Origin of the sequence: Acinetobacter sp. 10FS3-1, from assembly GCF_013343215.1 — a bacterium.
Lineage (GTDB): Bacteria > Pseudomonadota > Gammaproteobacteria > Pseudomonadales > Moraxellaceae > Acinetobacter > Acinetobacter lwoffii_C.
Window position 1 is genome coordinate 164,581 of sequence record NZ_CP039143.1, and the last position, 19,474, is coordinate 184,054.

The 19,474-nt window shown below is 39.4% G+C and carries 20 protein-coding genes and 2 tRNA genes; 13 read left to right on the forward strand and 9 right to left on the reverse strand.

The window, feature by feature from the left end:
• The first annotated feature begins 86 nt into the window (after window positions 1-86).
• The 5 genes from E5Y90_RS00715 (at window position 87) to E5Y90_RS00735 (ending at window position 6,517) form a co-directional block, all read left to right on the forward strand.
• A complete protein-coding gene (locus E5Y90_RS00715; RefSeq protein WP_174660531.1) occupies window positions 87-956 on the forward strand; it encodes an IS982 family transposase in 870 nt (289 codons plus the stop codon).
• 103 nt (window positions 957-1,059) lie between these two features.
• Entirely contained in the window at window positions 1,060-2,529 is a 1,470-nt protein-coding gene (locus E5Y90_RS00720) for an ATP-binding protein (protein WP_174659122.1), read from the forward strand.
• Window positions 2,522-3,847 (forward strand): Z1 domain-containing protein, encoded by a 1,326-nt coding sequence (locus tag E5Y90_RS00725; protein WP_174659123.1) that lies wholly within the window; start codon window positions 2,522-2,524, stop codon window positions 3,845-3,847. The genes E5Y90_RS00720 and E5Y90_RS00725 overlap by 8 nt, the downstream gene beginning before the upstream one ends.
• A gap of 193 nt (window positions 3,848-4,040) precedes the next feature.
• Window positions 4,041-4,973, forward strand: coding sequence for an IS5 family transposase (locus E5Y90_RS00730; RefSeq protein WP_130149031.1), 933 nt, complete (start codon window positions 4,041-4,043; stop codon window positions 4,971-4,973).
• A 2-nt stretch (window positions 4,974-4,975) separates the two neighbouring features.
• Window positions 4,976-6,517, forward strand: coding sequence for an AIPR family protein (locus E5Y90_RS00735; protein WP_174659124.1), 1,542 nt, complete (start codon window positions 4,976-4,978; stop codon window positions 6,515-6,517).
• A gap of 635 nt (window positions 6,518-7,152) precedes the next feature.
• On the opposite strand, the gene E5Y90_RS00740 is transcribed toward E5Y90_RS00735, so the two are convergent.
• The 5 genes from E5Y90_RS00740 to E5Y90_RS00760 form a co-directional block, all read right to left on the reverse strand.
• Window positions 7,153-7,899: an ATP-binding protein gene (locus tag E5Y90_RS00740; protein ID WP_034682254.1), complete on the reverse strand. Its 747-nt coding sequence runs from the start codon at window positions 7,897-7,899 to the stop codon at window positions 7,153-7,155.
• 10 nt (window positions 7,900-7,909) lie between these two features.
• The gene (locus E5Y90_RS00745) at window positions 7,910-8,464 is read right to left on the reverse strand and encodes a DUF1376 domain-containing protein (protein WP_174659125.1); all 555 of its coding nucleotides are present in this window, start codon (window positions 8,462-8,464) and stop codon (window positions 7,910-7,912) included.
• Window positions 8,465-8,529: 65 nt separating this feature from the next.
• Window positions 8,530-8,781 carry a hypothetical protein gene (locus tag E5Y90_RS00750; RefSeq protein WP_174659126.1) on the reverse strand — a complete coding sequence of 84 codons (252 nt, stop codon included), beginning with the start codon at window positions 8,779-8,781 and terminating at the stop codon, window positions 8,530-8,532.
• Window positions 8,771-9,955, reverse strand: coding sequence for a site-specific integrase (locus E5Y90_RS00755; RefSeq protein WP_174659127.1), 1,185 nt, complete (start codon window positions 9,953-9,955; stop codon window positions 8,771-8,773). The genes E5Y90_RS00750 and E5Y90_RS00755 overlap by 11 nt, the downstream gene beginning before the upstream one ends.
• A 13-nt stretch (window positions 9,956-9,968) precedes the next feature.
• Window positions 9,969-10,184: a hypothetical protein gene (locus E5Y90_RS00760; RefSeq protein ID WP_004985715.1), complete on the reverse strand. Its 216-nt coding sequence runs from the start codon at window positions 10,182-10,184 to the stop codon at window positions 9,969-9,971.
• Window positions 10,185-10,294: 110 nt separating this feature from the next.
• Here E5Y90_RS00760 and E5Y90_RS00765 point away from each other — a divergent pair, with 110 nt between their 5' ends.
• Window positions 10,295-10,513, forward strand: coding sequence for a helix-turn-helix domain-containing protein (locus E5Y90_RS00765; RefSeq protein WP_010588955.1), 219 nt, complete (start codon window positions 10,295-10,297; stop codon window positions 10,511-10,513).
• 390 nt (window positions 10,514-10,903) lie between these two features.
• Here the strand turns inward: E5Y90_RS00765 and E5Y90_RS00770 are convergent.
• Window positions 10,904-10,979: transfer RNA gene (locus E5Y90_RS00770), tRNA-Gly, on the reverse strand.
• A gap of 45 nt (window positions 10,980-11,024) precedes the next feature.
• A tRNA-Gly gene (locus E5Y90_RS00775) sits at window positions 11,025-11,100 on the reverse strand.
• 230 nt (window positions 11,101-11,330) lie between these two features.
• Between E5Y90_RS00775 and E5Y90_RS00780 the strand changes: the two genes are divergently transcribed.
• The 5 genes from E5Y90_RS00780 to E5Y90_RS00800 all read left to right on the forward strand — a co-directional run bounded on the left by E5Y90_RS00780 (window position 11,331) and on the right by E5Y90_RS00800 (window position 14,136).
• On the forward strand, window positions 11,331-11,639 hold the full coding sequence (locus tag E5Y90_RS00780) for a BolA family protein (protein WP_151203599.1): 309 nt from the start codon (window positions 11,331-11,333) through the stop codon (window positions 11,637-11,639).
• 9 nt (window positions 11,640-11,648) lie between these two features.
• Complete coding sequence (locus tag E5Y90_RS00785) at window positions 11,649-12,041, forward strand: SirB2 family protein (RefSeq protein WP_174659128.1); 393 nt, start codon at window positions 11,649-11,651, stop codon at window positions 12,039-12,041.
• Window positions 12,042-12,108: 67 nt separating this feature from the next.
• On the forward strand, window positions 12,109-12,945 hold the full coding sequence (locus E5Y90_RS00790) for a ParA family protein (protein ID WP_174659129.1): 837 nt from the start codon (window positions 12,109-12,111) through the stop codon (window positions 12,943-12,945).
• 13 nt (window positions 12,946-12,958) lie between these two features.
• Entirely contained in the window at window positions 12,959-13,351 is a 393-nt protein-coding gene (locus tag E5Y90_RS00795; RefSeq protein ID WP_151203605.1) for a hypothetical protein, read from the forward strand.
• 191 nt (window positions 13,352-13,542) lie between these two features.
• Window positions 13,543-14,136: a threonine transporter RhtB gene (locus E5Y90_RS00800; RefSeq protein ID WP_174659130.1), complete on the forward strand. Its 594-nt coding sequence runs from the start codon at window positions 13,543-13,545 to the stop codon at window positions 14,134-14,136.
• Between the two features lie 16 nt (window positions 14,137-14,152).
• Here E5Y90_RS00800 and E5Y90_RS00805 read toward each other — a convergent pair whose 3' ends face one another.
• Window positions 14,153-14,791, reverse strand: a complete 639-nt coding sequence (locus tag E5Y90_RS00805; protein ID WP_151207236.1) for a DedA family protein — start codon at window positions 14,789-14,791, stop codon at window positions 14,153-14,155.
• 273 nt (window positions 14,792-15,064) lie between these two features.
• Here E5Y90_RS00805 and E5Y90_RS00810 point away from each other — a divergent pair, with 273 nt between their 5' ends.
• A complete protein-coding gene (locus E5Y90_RS00810) occupies window positions 15,065-15,427 on the forward strand; it encodes a NirD/YgiW/YdeI family stress tolerance protein (RefSeq protein ID WP_174659131.1) in 363 nt (120 codons plus the stop codon).
• Between the two features lie 201 nt (window positions 15,428-15,628).
• Complete coding sequence (guaA, locus tag E5Y90_RS00815) at window positions 15,629-17,197, forward strand: glutamine-hydrolyzing GMP synthase (RefSeq protein WP_174659132.1); 1,569 nt, start codon at window positions 15,629-15,631, stop codon at window positions 17,195-17,197.
• 455 nt (window positions 17,198-17,652) lie between these two features.
• On the opposite strand, the gene E5Y90_RS00820 is transcribed toward guaA, so the two are convergent.
• Window positions 17,653-18,999, reverse strand: coding sequence for a GGDEF domain-containing protein (locus tag E5Y90_RS00820; RefSeq protein WP_174659133.1), 1,347 nt, complete (start codon window positions 18,997-18,999; stop codon window positions 17,653-17,655).
• Between the last annotated feature and the right edge of the window lie 475 nt (window positions 19,000-19,474).

Sequence of the window (19,474 nt, forward strand, 5' to 3'; positions counted from 1 at the left end):
AATCGCGGATAAGAAATTAACTTGAAAAATAGGAGGACTAGAGCCATCAGTTGAGTTATCACACCAAACTCACAACTCTAGTCCCGATGTTCAATAGTACCGAATTATTCTGTGTAATTGATGATTTCTTTCTTAAATTTGAAGCAACCTACTGGAAATTCCTCAAGCAAAGCCATCACTGCTTAAGAATCCGAAAAGCGCAGCTGAGTATCTCTGAAATCATCTTTATCGCCATTTGGTATAAGTATTCTCACTTCAATAATTTCAAAGCCTTTTTCACCTGGTTAAAAGAAGATAAAAGCCATTTATTTAAGTACTTGCCTTGCTATCAAAGGATGATTCATCTGATCAATATGCACCAATTGGCCCTACACGCTTTACATGTGGCGCTGATGAAAGACCAAGCTACACAATATTTATGGATTGATTCAACAACTCTGCCAGTTTGTAAAAATCAACGTATTCAGCGTCATAAATCATTAGTCCAAATTGCATCACGTGGTAGAAGCTCAATGGGCTGGTTTTATGGCTGTAAATTACATATTGCGATGAATCAATTTGGTGAAATTGCCTGTTCTGCTTTATCAAATGGACATGTTGCTGACATTAAAATGGTTGAACAATTAGCTGAAGGTTTACAGGCGCAACTCTATGCCGACCGTGGCTACATCAGTCAACAATTAAAAAGCAGATTAAAAGAACAAGGTATTGATTTAATTACCTATCACCGAAAGAACATGAAGTCTATTAAATTATCTGCATCAGATGAATATCACTTAAAGCAGCGCAATAAAATAGAAACGTTATTCAGCTTATTGAAAGGACAATACAATTTAGTGACGAGTAGAGCACGTAGTGTTTGTGGATTTCTAGGAGGGATTTATGCTTCATTGTGCGCATATCAATTGAGCCACCGAAATAAGCCAACCATTCGAGTAATCGAATGGTTGGCTTAAACAGGATTCGGGTTAATTTAATAAAAACATGAAATGTATGTTTTAAAATTAAATTATTGGTATATTTGAATAAATAGTAAACTTTTTAAATTTTATAATAGAAATGAGTGATACCAGATTACTTCAGCCAAGCGCAGCTTCAATTTTGCAATCTATGCGCGATATAGGGTACACACTCGATACAGCAGTCGCAGATATTATTGATAATAGTATTGCAGCTTCAGCAGATAAGATCGAATTAATCTTTTTGGAAAATCCCACCCCACATTTTTTGATAATTGATAATGGGGTCGGGATGTATGATGAAGAATTATATGATGCTCTCAGGTTCGCTACAAAAAGTCCTGTTGCTGCAAGAGCAGATGAGGATTTGGGGAGATTTGGATTAGGACTTAAGACCGCTTCTTTTTCTCAATCACGTCGATTAACAGTAATCTCTTCAAAGAATAGCAAAATTTCTGCTGCCAGATGGGACTTGGATTACGTTGTTGAAAAGGATCAATGGTTATTAGAGATTTTGGATCCAAAGGATATCCGTTTGGATAAGGAATATCTGGAAAAAATCAAAGTACATGGAACTATTGTCATGTGGGAGAACCTTGATAGGGTTTTATCAGGTGACAAAGATACTTTTTCCCCACGCCAAGTTGCGGGGGTGCTTGGTAAATTAAGAGAACATCTTGAGTTGGTATTTCATAAATTTCTTGAAGGAAAAGTATTTGGGAAAAAAATATCCATATTGTTAAATAACATAGAACTTCAACCTTTTGATCCTTTTTGTTTACAAAATAGTTTTACTCAAAACCAAGCCCAAGAAAAAATAGTTATTAACGACTCTATTGTTACTATTCAGGCTTTTATCCTTCCTCATTTTTCTAAAATGGATAGAAGTGATTATGAAAATTTCAAAAAGAGAAGTGATTTTTTAAATAATCAGGGTGCTTATGTTTATCGAAATCATCGCCTTATGGTATGGGGTGACTGGTTTCGGTTAATTCCAAAATCAGAAGCAACCAAATATGCACGTGTTCAGATTAACTTTGATAAGAAGATTGATGATCTGTGGGCTATTGATATTAAAAAATCCAAAGCTACACCACCACTCGCAGTTTTAGAGAGGCTGAAACAGGTTATTGGTAGAATATCGGAAGCTAGCGTACGTTTATCATCCCGAAGGGTTAATAAAGCTTTAGAAACCAATGAAGTGCCTTGGAACAGGTTTTCGGGGGAATATATAAATTACAGAATTAACAGAAACTTTCCGGTTTATCAGAAGTTTAAAAATTCACTTTCAGAAGAACAGAGAAATAATTTTAATACTTTACTAGAAATTCTGGAAAGTAGTTTACCAGTTCAAAGCATTTATGCAGATATGACTTCTAATCCTAAGCAGATCTCGTTACATGAGAATTATGATCTGGAGGAGATGCAAGAAAAATTTATTGCTTTTGCAGATTTCATGGAAGCTAAACAAATGCAAAAGCATAGTTTCAAACAGGCTGCTTTAGCATGTGGTTTATTTGAAAAATACAGTAATAATTTAGAAGAGTGGTTGGAAGCATATTATGCTTAATTCAGAACAATATGATGTAGCACAATTTTCGATAGCTAAATGTACCAAAAAAAATGAGGAGTCTTATGAAATTCCTTATATTGAGGAGATTGTAAGAAAAACAGCTGATTTCCTAGATTATGAAGGTAATGTAGAGGGTATAGTTCGATATGTAGAATCTAAAGTAAATTGTCGAATGGATTTAGGGACATCAGTCGTTAGTGAAGAGGCTGAACATGATAAGGATTGGGTTAAGCGTATCGAAAGTAGTGAAAAAATTTACGCTACTGCATATGAAAATTATTTACGTGGGAAGGGTATGCCTCCAGGAGTAGTAAATTCGATCTCACGAGTTAACGACTCTATTTTGAGCCTTTTAAGTGATCCTAAAAAGAAAGACAAATCTTTTCAGAGAAGAGGCTTGGTAATTGGTGATGTGCAATCAGGAAAGACAAGCAACTATCTGTCATTAATCACAAAAGCTGCCGATGCAGGATATAAATTCATTATTGTTATTGCAGGCATCCATAACAATCTCAGATCACAGACTCAGCAACGTATTGATGAGGGCTTCATAGGACGTATTAGTGCCAAAGACAGTAAAAAAACTCCAATTGGTGTTGGTGCAGAATTTGATGGACAATTCCCACATCCAGTTTCGTTTACTACGGTTGAGCAGGACTTTAATAAAACACTTGCGACTAGTATAGCTACAGAAATTGGAGGCTTTAATAAACCTGTTATTCTGGTAATCAAGAAAAATGTAACAACCTTAAAAAATTTGTATGAATGGCTTGTAAACTTTAATATGAACGGGTTAAAAGCCAATGGTGTAATTAATAATGTGCCTTTATTAATGATTGATGATGAGGCTGATAACGCATCAATTAATACGAATATTCCGGATTTGGATCCTACTAAGACAAATAACTATCTAAGAACAATTCTAAAGTCTTTTAATCAGGCATGTTATGTTGGATATACCGCGACACCATTTGCAAATATTTTTATTGATCCTGATTCTTACGGGGAATGCGCTGAAGATCTTTTTCCAAAAGACTTTATCTATAATCTAGATGCTCCAACAAATTATTTCGGTGCCAGAAAAATATTTCTTGAACCTGATTACCGATATGTACATGTAATATTAGATCCACAGGAAATAGGTAAGTATATCCCATTAAAACATAAAAAAACTTTTGTGTTAAAAGACTTACCTGGGTCACTTAAAGAAGCTATAGCCTCTTTTTTGATAAGTAAATGTATCCGAAATATCCGACATGACGCTTATGAACATTGTTCAATGCTTATTAACGTTTCTACATTTGTAAATGTGTAAAACCAGATTAAAGATAAGGTGTTGGATTATATTGACGAGGTAAGTAATGAAATTCTTGCTTATTCCGCAATGCCTACAGCTTTAGAGCATGAAAATATAGCTTTACTTCATAGAGTATTTAATAAGCACTATGCAGAATGGCTTTGTTGCACAAACCTAGCATCAAAAGCTTATTCAGCAATATAATTTCAAAATGAATAAGCCTGCCTCTAAAATCTACCGTACAACCAATTGGTCATCCTATAACCGAGCCTTAATTAACCGAGGTAATATTTCCATTTGGTTTGATCCAAAGACTCAGTGGTATGCACAATCACAAGGCAAGCAAGGTCGAAATCAAACCTACTCCGATACAGCGATTCAATGCTGCTTAATGATCAAATTACTATTCCGACTCTCTTTACGTATGGTCACAGGTTTTGTTCAAAGTCTGATTAAACTCTCTGGATTAGATTGGACAGCTCCGGATTATTCCACCCTTTGTCGTAGACAAAAGCATATTGATATTGCGATTAGCTATCAAAAAAGTAGTGATGGACTGCATCTACTCGTAGACTCTACTGGTTTGAAGTTTCTTGGTGAAGGTGAATGGAAACGCAAGAAACATGGGGCTGAATATCGTCGCCAATGGCGTAAGCTTCACATTGCTATAGATGCTAAAACCCTGCAAATACGTGCAGTACAACTCACCACAAATAATGTCAGTGATTCTCAAGTACTCGAAGATTTACTTGCTCAAATTCCCTTGGATGAACCAATTGATTCTGTTTATACAGATGGTGCTTATGACACAAAGCACTGCCGACAAGTCATTTTAGATCGAGATGCACATGCGATCATTCCACCTAGAAAGAATGCAAAGCCTTGGAAGGATCAGCAAGCGAGGTCTATAGAGCGGAACGAATTATTAAAGACAGTCAAACGGCTAGGCAGATCGCTTTGGAAAAAGTGGTCTGGTTATCACCGTCGAAGTTTGGTTGAAACCAAGATGCATTGCATCAAATTATTAGGCGATAAATTAACAGCGCGGAGTTTTCCAAGTCAGGTAAATGAGATCCACGCACGCGTAGCGGTTTTGAATAAATTCACAGAATTAGGTCGCCCGCATACCCAAGTTGTCTCTTAAATTTGGATTACTTAGAGGAGTTCAGCCTTTCAAACCTTTATGCAACAAAGCCTCTACATGCTCATTTAGGTGATACAGCTTTACCTTCTTATCTAGTTATTTGTCCAGGTGATATTCTTGCTGATCTATATAATGATTATGGAGCAAGATTGCTAGAGCAAAATGTACGCAGTTTTTTACAAGCAAAAGGAGGAGTTAATAAAGGAATCAGAAATACTATTTTACATGAACCAGAATATTTCTTTTCTTATAATAATGGTATTACTGCTACAGCATCTGATATAGAAATTATTTATAAGGAAGGACGAAGCTGTATTTCACGAATAGTTGACTTACAGATAGTAAATGGTGGACAAACTACTGCTTCTTTAGCAAAAGCAAAAATAAAGGATAAGGCAGACCTTTCCAAGATATTTGTCCAGATGAAACTAACTATAGTTTCTGACAGTCAAAGTGAGAAAATAATTCCTAAAATTTCTGAATATGCCAATACCCAGAATAAAGTGAATATTTCAGACCTTTCTGCTAATCATCCTTATCATATTAAGATTGAAGAATTATCAAGAAAGTTATGGGCACCACCAACAAAAACAGTTCTGAGGGACTCGGGATGGTTCTATGAGCGTTCACGTGGGCAATATAATGAAATGTTGGCAAGTGGAAACCGTAATTTATTAAAAATTAAGTATCCCAAAACGCAGCTTTTTACTAAGACAGATTTAGCAAAATATATGATGATATGGGATAGCCCTGAACCTAAATGGGTAAATATGGGAGCACAAAAGAACTTTGCTAAATTCTCTGAATATATTTCTAAAAACTGGAAAAAAATGGAGGCAGAGGGGAAGGTAAATGATTATTACTTTAAAAAGATTGTGGCTCGAGCGATAATTTTTAAACAAACTGAAAAGCTAGTATCAGCTCAAGAATGGTATACAAATGGCTATAGAGCTAATATTGTTATTTATACCCTTGCATATCTATCTTATTTTTTAAAGAAAAATAGTAAAAAAATTGATTATTTAAGAATGTGGAAGGAGCAGTGTCTCTCAGCTAACTTCGAAAAAGTTTTAGTTGAACTAACTAGGGAGATAAATAATATTCTGACCAGCCCAAACCAAGCTCGTACAACAAATAATACTTCAGAATGGGCTAAGAAAGATGCTTGTTGGGGCACGATTATAGCTGAATCACAAAAACTTGATACATTTATTACCTCAGAGTTTATTAAGGAATTAATTGATAAAGAGAAGGCTGAATTAATCGTAGATGAGGCAAACCATAAACAGAAAATAGCTGATGCTATATCTATTCAGAACAAAATAAATTCTATAGATAAATATTTCTGGAGAGATTTTTTACAGTATCTAGAGAAAGAGCATCAAGTTGGATTTAAGGAAAAAGGTATTCTAAAAGCAGCAGGATTAAAGGTTAAGGATTTATCCTCAAAGCAATGTTTTGTATTGGAGAGACTACTTGAACAACATGGGGAAGAGTTTGAAAAAATTCAATCGTATGGAAAATTATCATTGCATGATTATTAAATATTAAATCTCTGAAATTAAAAGCCTCATATTATTGAGGCTTTTTTGACTCGAAAGTCAGAAAATAGTTTAATTAGATTCAATGTTTAATTTGTTTAAAGAATAATATTCCATTTTGTCAAGAAGCAAGGATATATGCCTTGATAATATTCGAAATTTCTTCACTGAGTACAATATCTACATCATTATTGCCATGAACATTTAAAGGCTTTTTCTCTATAGTAAACAGGTCTTTAAATATTTTTATAGTGAGAGTGTTTTGAGGTGTAAGCGTCCGCTGAGCCCCACTTTTTCTAACTCAATCTTGGATCGCCCGTTTCCATATAAGAGACTTTTTTAACTTCATAGGGATGACGATAGTTCTTAACTGGTATTAGCTTAAAAATTGGCTCTAACATAATGATTTCTTGGGAACTCTGAATTTTAATAGTGTAATTTAGGTAGGGTAGGTATCAACTTGATGGATGATCTGCATAATCCATAAGAGGCAGTATTCGTATAAAGAACCTTTTTACCCAATTTTATCAAATAAAACTACCATTTATCTAAAATATAATATTAATGCAATTTTGAAAAATCTGATTATAAAAAGCCAATTATTTCAGTGAGATAATTGGCTTAAGTAAAGAGTCGTATTATTTGGTTATCCGCTGATCATCCCAATAACATGGCACTACAATCAAATTGTTCTCATGTAATCGTGACCATAATCGGACACCTAAATCCCGCTGCATATTTTGGACTGTGAAATTGGAAATTAGCAGAGTCGACTTCATACTGTCATAACGGCTATATAAAACCTTATGTACCATTTCTAGACGTTTTTCATGCCGGTCATGCAGGCCATATTCATCTATCACTAATAAATCAAAATTGGAGAAATGGTCGATAACTTGCTTCTCAGAACGTGAAGCATCTGACCAGGTATCCATCATTTTTTGAGCAATTTCTGCACTGGTATAGTAGCGTGCAGATTTTGTACTGTTATGTAGAATGTTGCGAATGATTGATGCACTCAGATGGGTTTTACCTGTACCCGGTGTACCAATCATCAACATGTTCGGGTTGTGGTCAGAAATAATCTGCTGTGCAAAGGCCTGACATAGCTTGATGGTATTGTCTTGTTCAGGGCATGCAACTACATAATTCTTGAAGCCACGATCCAGGTAGCGTTTATTGAGCCCTGAATTTTTAATTTTCTGTTGTAGCAATCGCTGTTGCAATTCATCCTCATAGGCTGCATGTGAGTGATGGACGTTTTCTTTGGCACACAATTTACAGAGCCTGTGACCTGCAATTTCCATCAGGGGTATATGATGGGTAGGGCAAAGTGTTTCCGTTGTTTCTGCGCGAAACTGGAGTGTTTTAAGCATGGTATTCATGGCTGATCTCCTAAATCCATTTTGAATTTTCTAAAAAACTCTCATTTTTTTCTTCAAAATTTGAAGATGAAGATGAAGATGAAGATGAAGATGAAGATGAAGATGAAGATGAAGGGCATGATTCAAGCATGACTTGAGTAATACTCGGGCTCTTCTCAAGAGTTGCTTGAGCATTTACTTTGCGTTGCTTGGCTGATGCTTGAGCATTACTTGCGGATTTCCCCCAACGTGCTTGGGCTGCATTTTTAGCTTTATCAGATTTCATTTGCTGATTTTGCAATGCCTGGCTTTTTAAACTGGTTAAAAAATTTGAATGAATCTCCTCAGATTCGATTTCAAACAATTCCAGGGCCAACAGTGTATTCAACAAAGTTTTAGCCTTGGTATGTTGCGATAATTTCGTGATGCTACATACAGTAGCTAGGTCATGAGGAATGGCACCATTTTTCCAGAAATCCATCATTAACAGCAGTGCCGCACCAATTTGTTCTGCCGTCATTCGTGCAAATTTTGCCTGTAGGTCGCCAATATAGAGTGGCATCCAAATTGAAATATCTTTATGCATGTGTTCACCTTTTTATAGGTATAGAGGGGCTAAGGTCATCGATTTGATGACCTTTTATGTTTGTTTTATGAGTGAGCTAGGCTCATTAACCGGAAACGGGCCTGTTGAGCCAAGTCATCGTAATGAGCTTGCCCTTCATCCAGCATTCGCTGTAGCCAGAGTCTTAATGCTTGGTGATCATCGAAGCATTTATTGATTTCCAGCAAAAAGGCCAGATTGTGCAGTTTGGGAATGTGTAACTCTTGAATGAGTTCACGCGCGACCATATCTGCTTCTGGGCTAACGACTACGCCACCAAAGAAAGCTTTACTGTTCATGGGCAAGCTCCTCTGTATTTAGTCTCTCCAGCATGGCTTCAAAAGCACTACCATCGCGGCGCGTAACATTGGGGATGTAACGGCTATAGACCCGGAATAGCATTTCAGTCGTTGAATGTCCCAGCTGGCGTGCGATCCATTCCGGGTTCTCGCCTGCAGATAACCATAATGTTGCAGCGGTATGACGTGTTTGATAAGCACGTCGGGGCTTAAGCCCTAAAAAGCGTAGTAGGGGATGCCAGACACGCTTGTTAATAAGGCGATAATCGAGAGGCCCACCATCACGATTGCAGAAAACAAAACTGGATTTACCATTATTTAAGCTTTTCTGTTGCAGAAAGGCCTGATAAACCCGATCACTCATTTGGATGGTGCGGTCAGAACCATAAGTTTTGGTTCCACCAAGCTCTCCATTTACTAATGCTTCACGAATGTGGATTTCCCGACGTTGTAAGTCCACATTTTTCCATTGCAATCCATCGATCTCACTGGTGCGCATACCTGTGAAAAATCGAACAGTGTAATAGGGCTTAAAATCATCACGAACTGTGGCTAAAATTGCATGTACTTCCTTTAATGAAAAAGGCGTGACTTCAATTTTCCCTTGCTTTAAGTTCTTGATATTCTTATAAGGACTGTCAAAGTCATATCGTTCGGCAGCACTATCGAGTATCATACGAAGTGCTATCATAATCTGGTTGATTCTTGATGGTGAAAGGCATTCTTGGTTTTTCCCGTGAGTCACTTTGGCGAGGGATGAACGGAATCCAAGAATGTCTGACTTTTTGATATTAATAACCGGAATTGTGCCAAAAAAAGGAATTAAGTACTTTCTGATCACAATTTGAATTTTTTCCTTGTAGCTTGTACGCCATTCTATTTCTTTATCAGTGAACCAGATTTCACAGAACTTAGAAAATAGAGGTGTTTTTGAGCTGATTTCATTTACTCTGTTTTCTGCATTTTTGATTTCTTTCAAACGAGAACTTTTTGGAAAGTATTTAGCATAGTCAAAAATACCCAATAAGATTTCTGCCTCCATTCGTTCAATCGCTTTTTCAAGCTTTTTTCGATTTTGAGCATTGTCTTCAAGAGCGGTGGTTTCACGGCAACGGATACTTAAGTATCGAAAATCGACACATAACTTACCGTATCTAGTACGAATAGCAGCCATAATTATGTTCTCCTTACAGAAGTTGTAGGCTGTGTAGCGAGCCTAAAGTTGTTTTAGTCATATCTTCTTCAATACGCTCCCATACATATAAAATTTTGCGACCACCAAAAGGGCGAATGTAATGAATGCCTTCGATCAAAACGCTATCTTTTAACTGATTACGGATAGTACGTTCGTTATAATGGATTCGTTCCGCCAATTCTTTTGTAGTAATATAAGTAAGATTCATGTTTGTATCCTTTTATAAAGTATCACAATGGTGTTATTTAAGACCACAATGCGATAATAAATGCATTTAAGACACTATGCAAGTACTTTATTACACAATGGTGGTAATTAATGATAGTTTGTAACTTGCCAGTGCTTTTGGCAGAGCGAAGAATGAAAGTTGCGGATGTAGTTCGAGCGACTGGAATGAGTAAGACAACATTGCATAAGTTATATAATGGTCAATCGACTCGAATAGATTTTGAGACCTTAGAAAAATTGTGTGTATTACTTAATGTTGAAGTGGGTGATTTATTAAAATTTAAGAAAAATGAAGAGCAGAATGATTGATTAAAAGAGATTAAAATTGAGTTTTTTGATCATAAGTAAATGTTTTAACTATGTATTTTTGGTGACCAAATTTGGTCACCATCAAAATAAAGCATATAAAAAAATACTAAAATAGATGGAAAAAAGGGAAGTCAAGTGTATGGGGAAGGTGTTCTGATTATCTATACTGAAATTGATTAAAAAAATACCAGAATAGCGAATGAATTGATTCGTATATGATAAAGGGAAGGCACGTTTAGGGCACTTTTGGTCACGCAGCGAGCTTATACAATACTTTTTCTAAAATTTTTAGAGCTTCTTCCAAAGCTGGAACATATAGGTTTTAGAAAAAATATTATTAATAATCAACAAGAAAAAAGCCCCCATCTTTCGATGAGGGCTTTTTGAATCTGGAGCGGGAAAGGAGACTCGAACTCCCGACCCCAACCTTGGCAAGGTTGTGCTCTACCAACTGAGCTATTCCCGCATAGGCGATCAGTTTTTTACTACAAAAAATGAACAAAAAAGAATTTGGAGCGGGAAAGGAGGCTCGAACTCCCGACCCCAACCTTGGCAAGGTTGTGCTCTACCAACTGAGCTATTCCCGCATGCCGTGTATAATACAGCATGAAAAATCAGGGTCAATCACTTTATGAAAAATCTTGTATCAATTGCATAAAATAAAAGCAATATTAGGGTTGTAAGCAGATGGGTGTACAAAAGTTATGCTGGTTTTAATGAAAATTGGCCACAATCAAATGATTAGAGGTAAATCGTTCACCGAAATAGAGTAGAGAACAAGGTATACTGGAGACAGATTATCAATGGGAGTCAGGCCATGAGCTTAGAACAGCAACTGAAAGACCGTTTGGCACAATTGTCACCAAGTTATCTGGAAGTCGTCAATGAATCTTCGGGTCATGGGGGGTATTTTCCAGGTAAAGAATCGCATTTTAAGGCAGTTATTGTCAGTGAAGCGTTTGCTGGCCTGCGTGCGGTACAGCGTCATCAGAAAGTCTATGCTGCAGCGGGAGACTTGTTGGCTAAAGACAAGATCCATGCTTTAGCCATCCATGCTTTTCTACCTGAGGAATGGAAAGAACAAGATACCTCCAGCCCAGCCTGTGCACATGCACCCAAACACTAAGAGCGTATTATGGACACTCAACTTTTAGTTAAAATAATTCATATGTCTGTTGCAGGCGTGGCCCTAGTGGCCATCCTTGTACGTGCGTTCACCTTGTTTGTGGGTACACAGGGAAATTTACCTAATCCAGTGGCACAGAAATTTTTAGTGGCCTTACAGCATTTGTCCATGACCATCATTGCGATAACAGGCGTAATTGCGCTGGTTCTTAAAGACTTTGATGTGCAGCCCTGGTTCTATGCCAAAATCGTTCTGTTTCTAGTTTTGCTTTCATCTTTGGGGAAAGCGTATAAAAAAGATGATTCAATCTTGTTGGTGCAACGTCGGGCAGGTCTACTCATTGCAGTGGTTTCTTTGCTTGCGATTATCGGGTTGGTCATTAGCAAACCAACGTTTGGTTAAAAAAATGAATTAACTAACCGCAATATCATCTCAGTGAAATAAATACAAAAATGAAAAGGGGGTTCTTATGCGTACACGTGTGATATTTAATCAAAAAGGTGGGGTGGGCAAGTCCAGTATTGCAGTGAATCTGGCTGCAATCAGTGCGCACCAGGGGCTGAAAACACTGCTGATTGATCTGGACCCCCAAGCCAATTCCAGTCAATATTTACTGGGCGATGATGCCACCTATTCACATGATAAACCTGCATTAGAACCCAATATTGAGAACTTTTTTGCAGATGTACTCGGTCAGCAGCAAAGCAAGGGACTGCTTGGCAATGCGATAGGCTCTATTTTAAAGACCCGCGCCAAAGGGTTGGAAAGTTATGTGCATCAATCGCCTTTCAAGCATCTGGAGGTCATTCCCGCCAGCCCGAATTTGGGTGCTTTGGCGCATGGACTGGAAGCTAAACATAAAATCTACAAGCTACGTGATGCTCTGCAGACTCTGGCCGGTCAGTATGATCGGGTCTTTATTGATACGCCGCCAGCTTTTAACTTCTTTACCCTGTCTGCCCTGATTGCAGCAGATCGGGTTCTGATTCCGTTTGACTGCGATGTATTTTCCAAGCGTGCTCTGCATACTTTAATTGAAAATATCATCGAAACTCAGGATGATCATAATGCCGGTCTGGAAATTGAAGGGATTGTGGTCAATCAGTTTCAGGCGCAGGCAAAACTGCCACGCGAAGTCGTGCAGCAGCTCAAAGATGAGGGACTGCCTGTACTGAACAGTATGTTGCCACCTTCTATTATGATGAAAGAATCCCATCAAAAAAATCAGCCATTGATTCATCTCGCTACTGATCATAAATTGACTCAGGCCTATCAATCATTGTTCAATGAGATTGAGCAGAACTAAGATCGAGCTAACTATGAAACTTGTGAAACTAAGTCTGGGCCTTGGCATGTTGGTGCTGCTAAATGCCTGTGCAAGTACTATCAAGCCGACCTATGTCTCACCGACCCATTATCAGGCACTTAGCTGTCAGCAGTTACAGAGCGAATATAACCGAATTCAGCAGTATATTAATAATGGTGTGGAAGCACCTAAACGTACTGGAGTCGGGGTGGGAGTAGGCTTAGGTGGCGGCTGGGGCAGTCGGGGGGGCTGGGGCATTGGTCCAAGCGTATCCGTCAATATGGGGCAATCTTCCAATACCAAACGTACTGAAACGGCACGACTATTGGGTGAACAGGAAGCCATTGCTCAAGCAGCACGCTATAAAAACTGTCCGATGATTGCCCGGAAAGCTGTGGCGTCTTAACTATCTTTGTAATAATCAAAAATGCTGGCTTTAGGCTGGCATTTTTTATATCTGCACTGTGATATGCTAGAAAAATAAAAATATTTTGATGAAAAAATGACTCATCAGCATAAAAAATAAAAATTTGTGCGCTTGTTCTCGGGCTTTAAGATTGGTTAAGGTACGGCCTGAATTGAAGAGTTGCTCTGCCTATGATTGAAAACTGGTTGTTTGTGCTAGCCATTTTAGCGGTCCTGATGATTCCTGGGCCAGCCAATGCAATGGTCGCCAGCTCGGCCTATCAGCATGGCCCGTTAAAAACCAGCCTTTATATCCCGGCGATTCTGGTCGGCTATCTGTATGCCATTAATGCCTGGGCTTTACTGATTCATTTGTTCTCCCCAATCTGGCCCGGCTTTAGAGGGGGGGTGCATGTCTTGAGCTTGATCTGGGTAGGCTGGATGACCTTTCATTTATATCAGGCCCAACAATTACAACAGTATAACAAGGGCCATCCACATCTACATCCTTGGAAAATGTTTAGAATAACCTTGAAAAATCCCAAAGCAGCACTATTGGCTGCGGGGATTTTACCCACAGCAACCTGGCAAAGTCCGGTCAATTTTCTGCTAGTATTTTCAGCATTTATAGCGGTCGCAGTGCCGGTCACTTTTTTCTGGATATACTTCGGACAGGCATTACTTGCAAATCAGCTTAAACGCATCAGCAACAAGCTGATCTATAAGATCACCTTATTGCTGCTTTTACTGTGCCTGATTCCAGTATGGATCAAGCTTTGGGATTAATTCTAAGAAAACAGATTTAAGCCGGTTTGCTTTTTTTCAGCTTCTGCTGGATAAAGCCGACTATACCCGGCATCACACTCAGAATAATGATACCGAAAATCAGATAGGTAAAGTTGTCTTTGATAATCGGCATATTGCCAAACATATAGCCTAAAATCACAAAAGAGCTGATCCAGAGCAGAGCGCCCACCACGTTATACGTCAGGAAGTACTTATAGTTCATGCTGCCAGCACCGGCCACAAAGGGTGCAAAGGTGCGGGCAAATGGTACAAAGCGCGCAAATATAATGGTTTTACCACCATGTTTTTCAAAGAACTTCTGTGTATAGGTTAAATGCTGTTTATTAATAAAACGTGATTCAATCTCGAACACCCGTGGACCAATATATTTACCAATATGATAATTCAGGGTGTCACCCAAGACTGCCGCAGCAAACAGGAGCGGAATCAGCACCCAGGGGTCCATCGCGCCGGTAGAGGCAGCCAGTGCACCGGCAGCAAATAACAAGCTGTCGCCTGGCAGGAAGGGCATGACCACCAGACCGGTTTCCACAAAGATAATCAGGAAAAGAATGGCATAAATCCAGATCCCGTAATTGGTGATAAATTCAAGCAGATGGTCATCCACATGCAAGATAAAATCAATCAGTTCCATGAGCCGAGTACAAGCAAAAGTGTGCTGAAATCCTAACAGTGATCACCGTTAAAGTCAGTAATAAAAGTCGACTATTTTGCTGCTGGTGGTTTGGCTCGAGGGCTGATCCGGCCTGCTGCAAACTCATGACTGTCACACCATCGCCCGGTTTTTATGGCTATGGTTTTAAAACAGATGACAGGGGCTAATGTTGCTGTTACATAATCGCTGCGGAGCAGATGGCAACTTTCTGCTTAGATGGTAGCTTAATGATACTGCAAGGAAAGGGTGAGTATGAAGCAATATATTCTAGCAACACTAGTAGTGGCAGCAGCAAGTCCGACCCTTCAGGCCAAGTCCGATCAGGCGCTGATGGCAGAAGCCCAAAAGAATGTGGTCAGCATTGCCCAAGCGTATAAAATGAAAGATGAAACAGGCGTGACGGTAGTGGGCCAGATTGTAAAGCAGCGCTCGACAGACAGTGATGAATTTGAGCTGAAAGATCGAAGCGGCAGCATCATGATTGATGTCGATAATGATGACTGGAAAGTGTTAAAACTCAAAGCAGGTGATCGAGTAAAAGTCTGGGGTGAGGTTGATACTCATCGTTATAAACCGACCGATATTGATGTCATCAGGATTGAACGGGTGAAATAAACCCGGTTCTTATTTTTAAACAGGCAAGGCTGCAATGGGCTCTCCTGTTTTTAAGCCCAATACTGGCTTGGCGATTGTTTAAAAACAGCTCAAATATAATTTAACTGTTTAATCTTGATCCTGTTTGGAATAGTGTGCGTAAACTCAAGAAAAATGCTAGAATACAGCGCTTATTTCGTTTGCCTTTCATAGTTGTTTGTCATGACTACCAATACTCAAATTACTGAAGATCGTATCCTGATTCTGGATTTCGGTTCTCAATATAGTCAGCTCATCGCACGTCGTGTCCGTGAAGCTGGCGTATATTCTGAAATGTATGCCTATGATATGTCTGAAGAAGACATTCGTGCATTTAATCCAAACGGTATCATCTTGTCAGGTGGACCTGAAAGCGTTCATCTGGAAGGCAGCCCACGCGCACCGCAAGTAGTATTTGAGTTAGGTGTACCGGTACTGGGGATCTGTTATGGCTTGCAAACCATGTGTGAACAGCTGGGCGGTAAAGTTGAGCCAGGCACAGTCCATGAATTCGGTTATGCAGAAGTAGATATCTTGGTACGTGACCAGCTGATTGGGAACCTGCAAGACCGTGAAAACCAGCTGCATGTCTGGATGAGTCATGGTGACAAGGTTGCCCGTCTTCCTAAAGGCTTCCAGATTACTGCTCAGACACCAAGCTGCCCGATGGCAATGATTTCTGATGAAACTCGCCGTCTCTATGGTATCCAGTTCCATCCGGAAGTGACGCATACCTCGAAAGGCGCAGAAATTTTATCAAACTTCGTGCACCAGATTTGTGGTTGCCGTGGTCTTTGGACCCCAGAACATATTATCGATTTGCGTATTGAACAGCTACGTAAACAGATTGGTAATGAAAAAGTATTGTTAGGGCTTTCAGGTGGTGTGGACTCCTCTGTTGTAGCTGCACTGTTGCATAAAGCGATTGGTGACCAGCTGACCTGTGTATTTGTAGACAATGGTCTGCTTCGTTTGAACGAAGGCGATCAAGTGATGCAAATGTTTGCCGAAAACATGGGGATCCGCGTGATCCGTGCAGATGCTGAAGAGCGTTTTCTGTCTGCACTGGCTGGTGCAACTGATCCTGAAGTTAAGCGTAAAATTATTGGCCGTGAATTTATTGCAGTCTTCGCTGAAGAAGCACGTAAATTGGACGGGGTCAAATTCCTGGCACAAGGTACGATTTATCCAGACGTGATCGAATCTGCTGCTAGCAAACAAGGCAAGGCACATGTGATTAAATCGCACCATAACGTGGGCGGTTTACCTGCAGACCTGGCCTTTGAACTGGTTGAACCATTACGTGACCTGTTTAAGGATGAAGTACGTAAATTGGGTACGACGCTGGGCTTGCCACACAGCATGATCTACCGTCATCCATTCCCGGGTCCGGGTCTGGGTGTGCGTATTCTGGGCGAAGTGAAAAAAGAATATGCCGATATTCTGCGCCTTGCAGATGACATCTTTATGCAAGAACTGCGTGCAAGTGGCTGGTATGACAAAACAGCGCAAGCCTTTGCGGTATTCCAGCCGGTGAAATCGGTGGGTGTGGTAGGGGATGGTCGCCGTTATGCCTGGGTGATTGCGCTGCGTGCAGTAGAAACGGTTGACTTTATGACAGCCCGTTTTGCACATCTTCCATATGAATTGGTAGACAAGATTTCGACTCGCATCATGAATGAAATTGCGGATGTATCACGTGTGGTCTATGACGTGTCATCTAAACCACCTGCAACCATTGAATGGGAGTAATTTAGGGGTTTTGGACAGCACTGCTGTCCGCCTAAATTACGCCAAGCGCTATGCGCGCGGCAGTATCTGATTTATCAGATATAACCTAATAAAAAAGAGCGCTTCGGTGCTCTTTTTTATACTCTTAGATTCGCATTTGAAGTACAACAACCATGTTGTAGCCATAATATCTGACGGGGAATTTTAAAGCCGAACCCTTTTTCGGAGTGATGCTTCAAATCTTGAGTAATTTCTGAGAGATCTTCATTTGTATAGGCATTTAAATCACTGCTTTTTTAATATATTGCCTGATTCAGCCCTTGGTGGTTTTATTCATGTCTCGTTAGCAGATGCACGCATCAGTGAAATACCAGGCTATTTACGATTCTTGCGCAGCATGATTAGGCAGGCGGAACTGAAGGCTCTATAGAGTCTGATGTGTCATATCCGCTTTAGCTGTATAAGTTCATTCTAAGTTATAACGGTGACGAGGATTGTACCTGTTTATCACTGTTTTTAGCCGCCTGCTGCACAGCTTGAACTATGTTCCTGTGCTTAGAAGAAGAGGAGGTTGCCGGTTTAAGAATATCGGGATGATAGATTTTAATCCGGTTACGGCCAGCTTTTTTAGCCTGATACAGCGCAAGATCCGCTTTTTTGATCAGATCATCTAGAGTCTGTTCAGGTGATTCTAGCTCAGCAATACCGATTGAAATGGTGAACTGAATACTCTGGTCAGGGGTGATATAAAAAACTTGTTTTTGAATAATTTTTCGAATGCGTTCAGCAATCATTAAGCTGTCATATGGCTGAGTATATTCGAGTAACGCAATAAACTCCTCTCCGCCAAAACGAGCCAGCACATCAGTTTGACGCATTTCTTTACGGGTCACTTCGGCAATCAGTTGCAAAACCCGGTCTCCTACATCATGGCCATAATTATCATTAATCAGTTTGAAATGATCTACATCGAACATTAACAGGCAAGTACCGGCATGTTTAGGCCATTGCTGGATGGCCTGCTCGGCCAGATTGACAAAATGGCGACGATTGTAGAGCTTGGTCAGATCATCGGTATGGGCCAGATTTTTTAGGGTCTGATAGTTCCACTCATCCAGTAAATTACGCAGAAAGATACGGCGTACATTTAGGGTATTATTCCAGTTAATATAGATGCTAAAACACCATAAAGGGATAGAAACGACAGCAAAGATAAGACCTTGGGACCAAGTCAGTAAATGAATGGCTCCAATGGTCATAAACAGGGCAATAAATATCGAGCAATAGAGTGCGCCTTTGAACTGGGTTTTGATGCAAAGATTAGTGACCAGGATAAAAATAGCGGTAGCGTACAGATAGGTACTGACGTGCGGGCTATTAGAGAGCAACAGTAAACCAATCCAGATTCCGGCAGCGACTGTCGTACAAATGGGCAAGAACATCTCTAGAACCTGGATGTTTTTATAATGGTTAAACAGGTAAGAGCCGCAGAGCATGGCTACAATCACAAGCAGTACACGTGACACACCGGAGAGGAAAAATATATCTGGAATAATAAAGATATCGGCAAAGAAGTACAGTAAAAAGGCAATCTGCGCCATATAGTTTACCTGACGTAAGTCATGGTGATTATCCGCATACATATAATCATAAAAATATTGCCGGAATAGCGGGGGAATGCGTGCAGAACGGTCTGCCAGTGCCTGTTCAATCAGTTGACGGTTTTGCAGATCACATTCGGCCAGTTTGAGCAGTTGATACATTCTGGCATTCTGAAAATAGACATCCTTTGGAGAATGTAAATCTTCATGAGAAGATGACATTGTTATTATCCATTTATTATTTTGCCTAAGCAGTATTATGAATCATTGGAATGAAAAGCAACCTTCTAAAACGGGATTGTATAATTTTTCTCTGCTAAAAAGTAACAAAATTTATAGGCTTTAATCCAATATCGAGAATAATTATATTATTGATATTGTATATTTTTTATTATTTTGTGGGTTGTTTCACGTGAAATATATAAAACTATCTGGACCTGAGTAAAGTCTTTATTCATTGCAGCTAATTTTGAAGAGGGGCGGATTACTTTTTTTGCAGAACGTTAGAAAAATTAAACGGTAGAAACAGTTTTACAAAGTAAAACTGCAATAGATCAAAGCAAAAGGATGTATAGCTTGGCATGAAATAAGTATCTAAATATTTCTGTTGTTAGACTTTATGCGCAGAAGCGGTACATTGTTTCAATAGTGCAACTTCATACAGCGGGTAGCTGCGAGGAAGCTGGCAAAGGAAATC

What these genes read in the sequence shown, in the direction of transcription:
- guaA (WP_174659132.1), top strand. Translation starts at nt 15,629, where the DNA reads ATGACTACCAATACTCAAATTACTGAAGATCGTATCCTGATTCTGGAT.
- E5Y90_RS00800 (WP_174659130.1), top strand. Translation starts at nt 13,543, where the DNA reads ATGATTGAAAACTGGTTGTTTGTGCTAGCCATTTTAGCGGTCCTGATG.
- E5Y90_RS00740 (WP_034682254.1), bottom strand. Translation starts at nt 7,899, where the DNA reads ATGAATACCATGCTTAAAACACTCCAGTTTCGCGCAGAAACAACGGAA.
- E5Y90_RS00810 (WP_174659131.1), top strand. Translation starts at nt 15,065, where the DNA reads ATGAAGCAATATATTCTAGCAACACTAGTAGTGGCAGCAGCAAGTCCG.
- E5Y90_RS00795 (WP_151203605.1), top strand. Translation starts at nt 12,959, where the DNA reads ATGAAACTTGTGAAACTAAGTCTGGGCCTTGGCATGTTGGTGCTGCTA.
- E5Y90_RS00730 (WP_130149031.1), top strand. Translation starts at nt 4,041, where the DNA reads ATGAATAAGCCTGCCTCTAAAATCTACCGTACAACCAATTGGTCATCC.
- E5Y90_RS00725 (WP_174659123.1), top strand. Translation starts at nt 2,522, where the DNA reads ATGCTTAATTCAGAACAATATGATGTAGCACAATTTTCGATAGCTAAA.
- E5Y90_RS00790 (WP_174659129.1), top strand. Translation starts at nt 12,109, where the DNA reads ATGCGTACACGTGTGATATTTAATCAAAAAGGTGGGGTGGGCAAGTCC.
- E5Y90_RS00785 (WP_174659128.1), top strand. Translation starts at nt 11,649, where the DNA reads ATGGACACTCAACTTTTAGTTAAAATAATTCATATGTCTGTTGCAGGC.
- E5Y90_RS00755 (WP_174659127.1), bottom strand. Translation starts at nt 9,955, where the DNA reads ATGGCTGCTATTCGTACTAGATACGGTAAGTTATGTGTCGATTTTCGA.
- E5Y90_RS00750 (WP_174659126.1), bottom strand. Translation starts at nt 8,781, where the DNA reads ATGAACAGTAAAGCTTTCTTTGGTGGCGTAGTCGTTAGCCCAGAAGCA.
- E5Y90_RS00720 (WP_174659122.1), top strand. Translation starts at nt 1,060, where the DNA reads ATGAGTGATACCAGATTACTTCAGCCAAGCGCAGCTTCAATTTTGCAA.
- E5Y90_RS00820 (WP_174659133.1), bottom strand. Translation starts at nt 18,999, where the DNA reads ATGTCATCTTCTCATGAAGATTTACATTCTCCAAAGGATGTCTATTTT.
- E5Y90_RS00780 (WP_151203599.1), top strand. Translation starts at nt 11,331, where the DNA reads ATGAGCTTAGAACAGCAACTGAAAGACCGTTTGGCACAATTGTCACCA.
- E5Y90_RS00765 (WP_010588955.1), top strand. Translation starts at nt 10,295, where the DNA reads ATGATAGTTTGTAACTTGCCAGTGCTTTTGGCAGAGCGAAGAATGAAA.
- E5Y90_RS00715 (WP_174660531.1), top strand. Translation starts at nt 87, where the DNA reads ATGTTCAATAGTACCGAATTATTCTGTGTAATTGATGATTTCTTTCTT.
- E5Y90_RS00760 (WP_004985715.1), bottom strand. Translation starts at nt 10,184, where the DNA reads ATGAATCTTACTTATATTACTACAAAAGAATTGGCGGAACGAATCCAT.
- E5Y90_RS00805 (WP_151207236.1), bottom strand. Translation starts at nt 14,791, where the DNA reads ATGGAACTGATTGATTTTATCTTGCATGTGGATGACCATCTGCTTGAA.
- E5Y90_RS00745 (WP_174659125.1), bottom strand. Translation starts at nt 8,464, where the DNA reads ATGCATAAAGATATTTCAATTTGGATGCCACTCTATATTGGCGACCTA.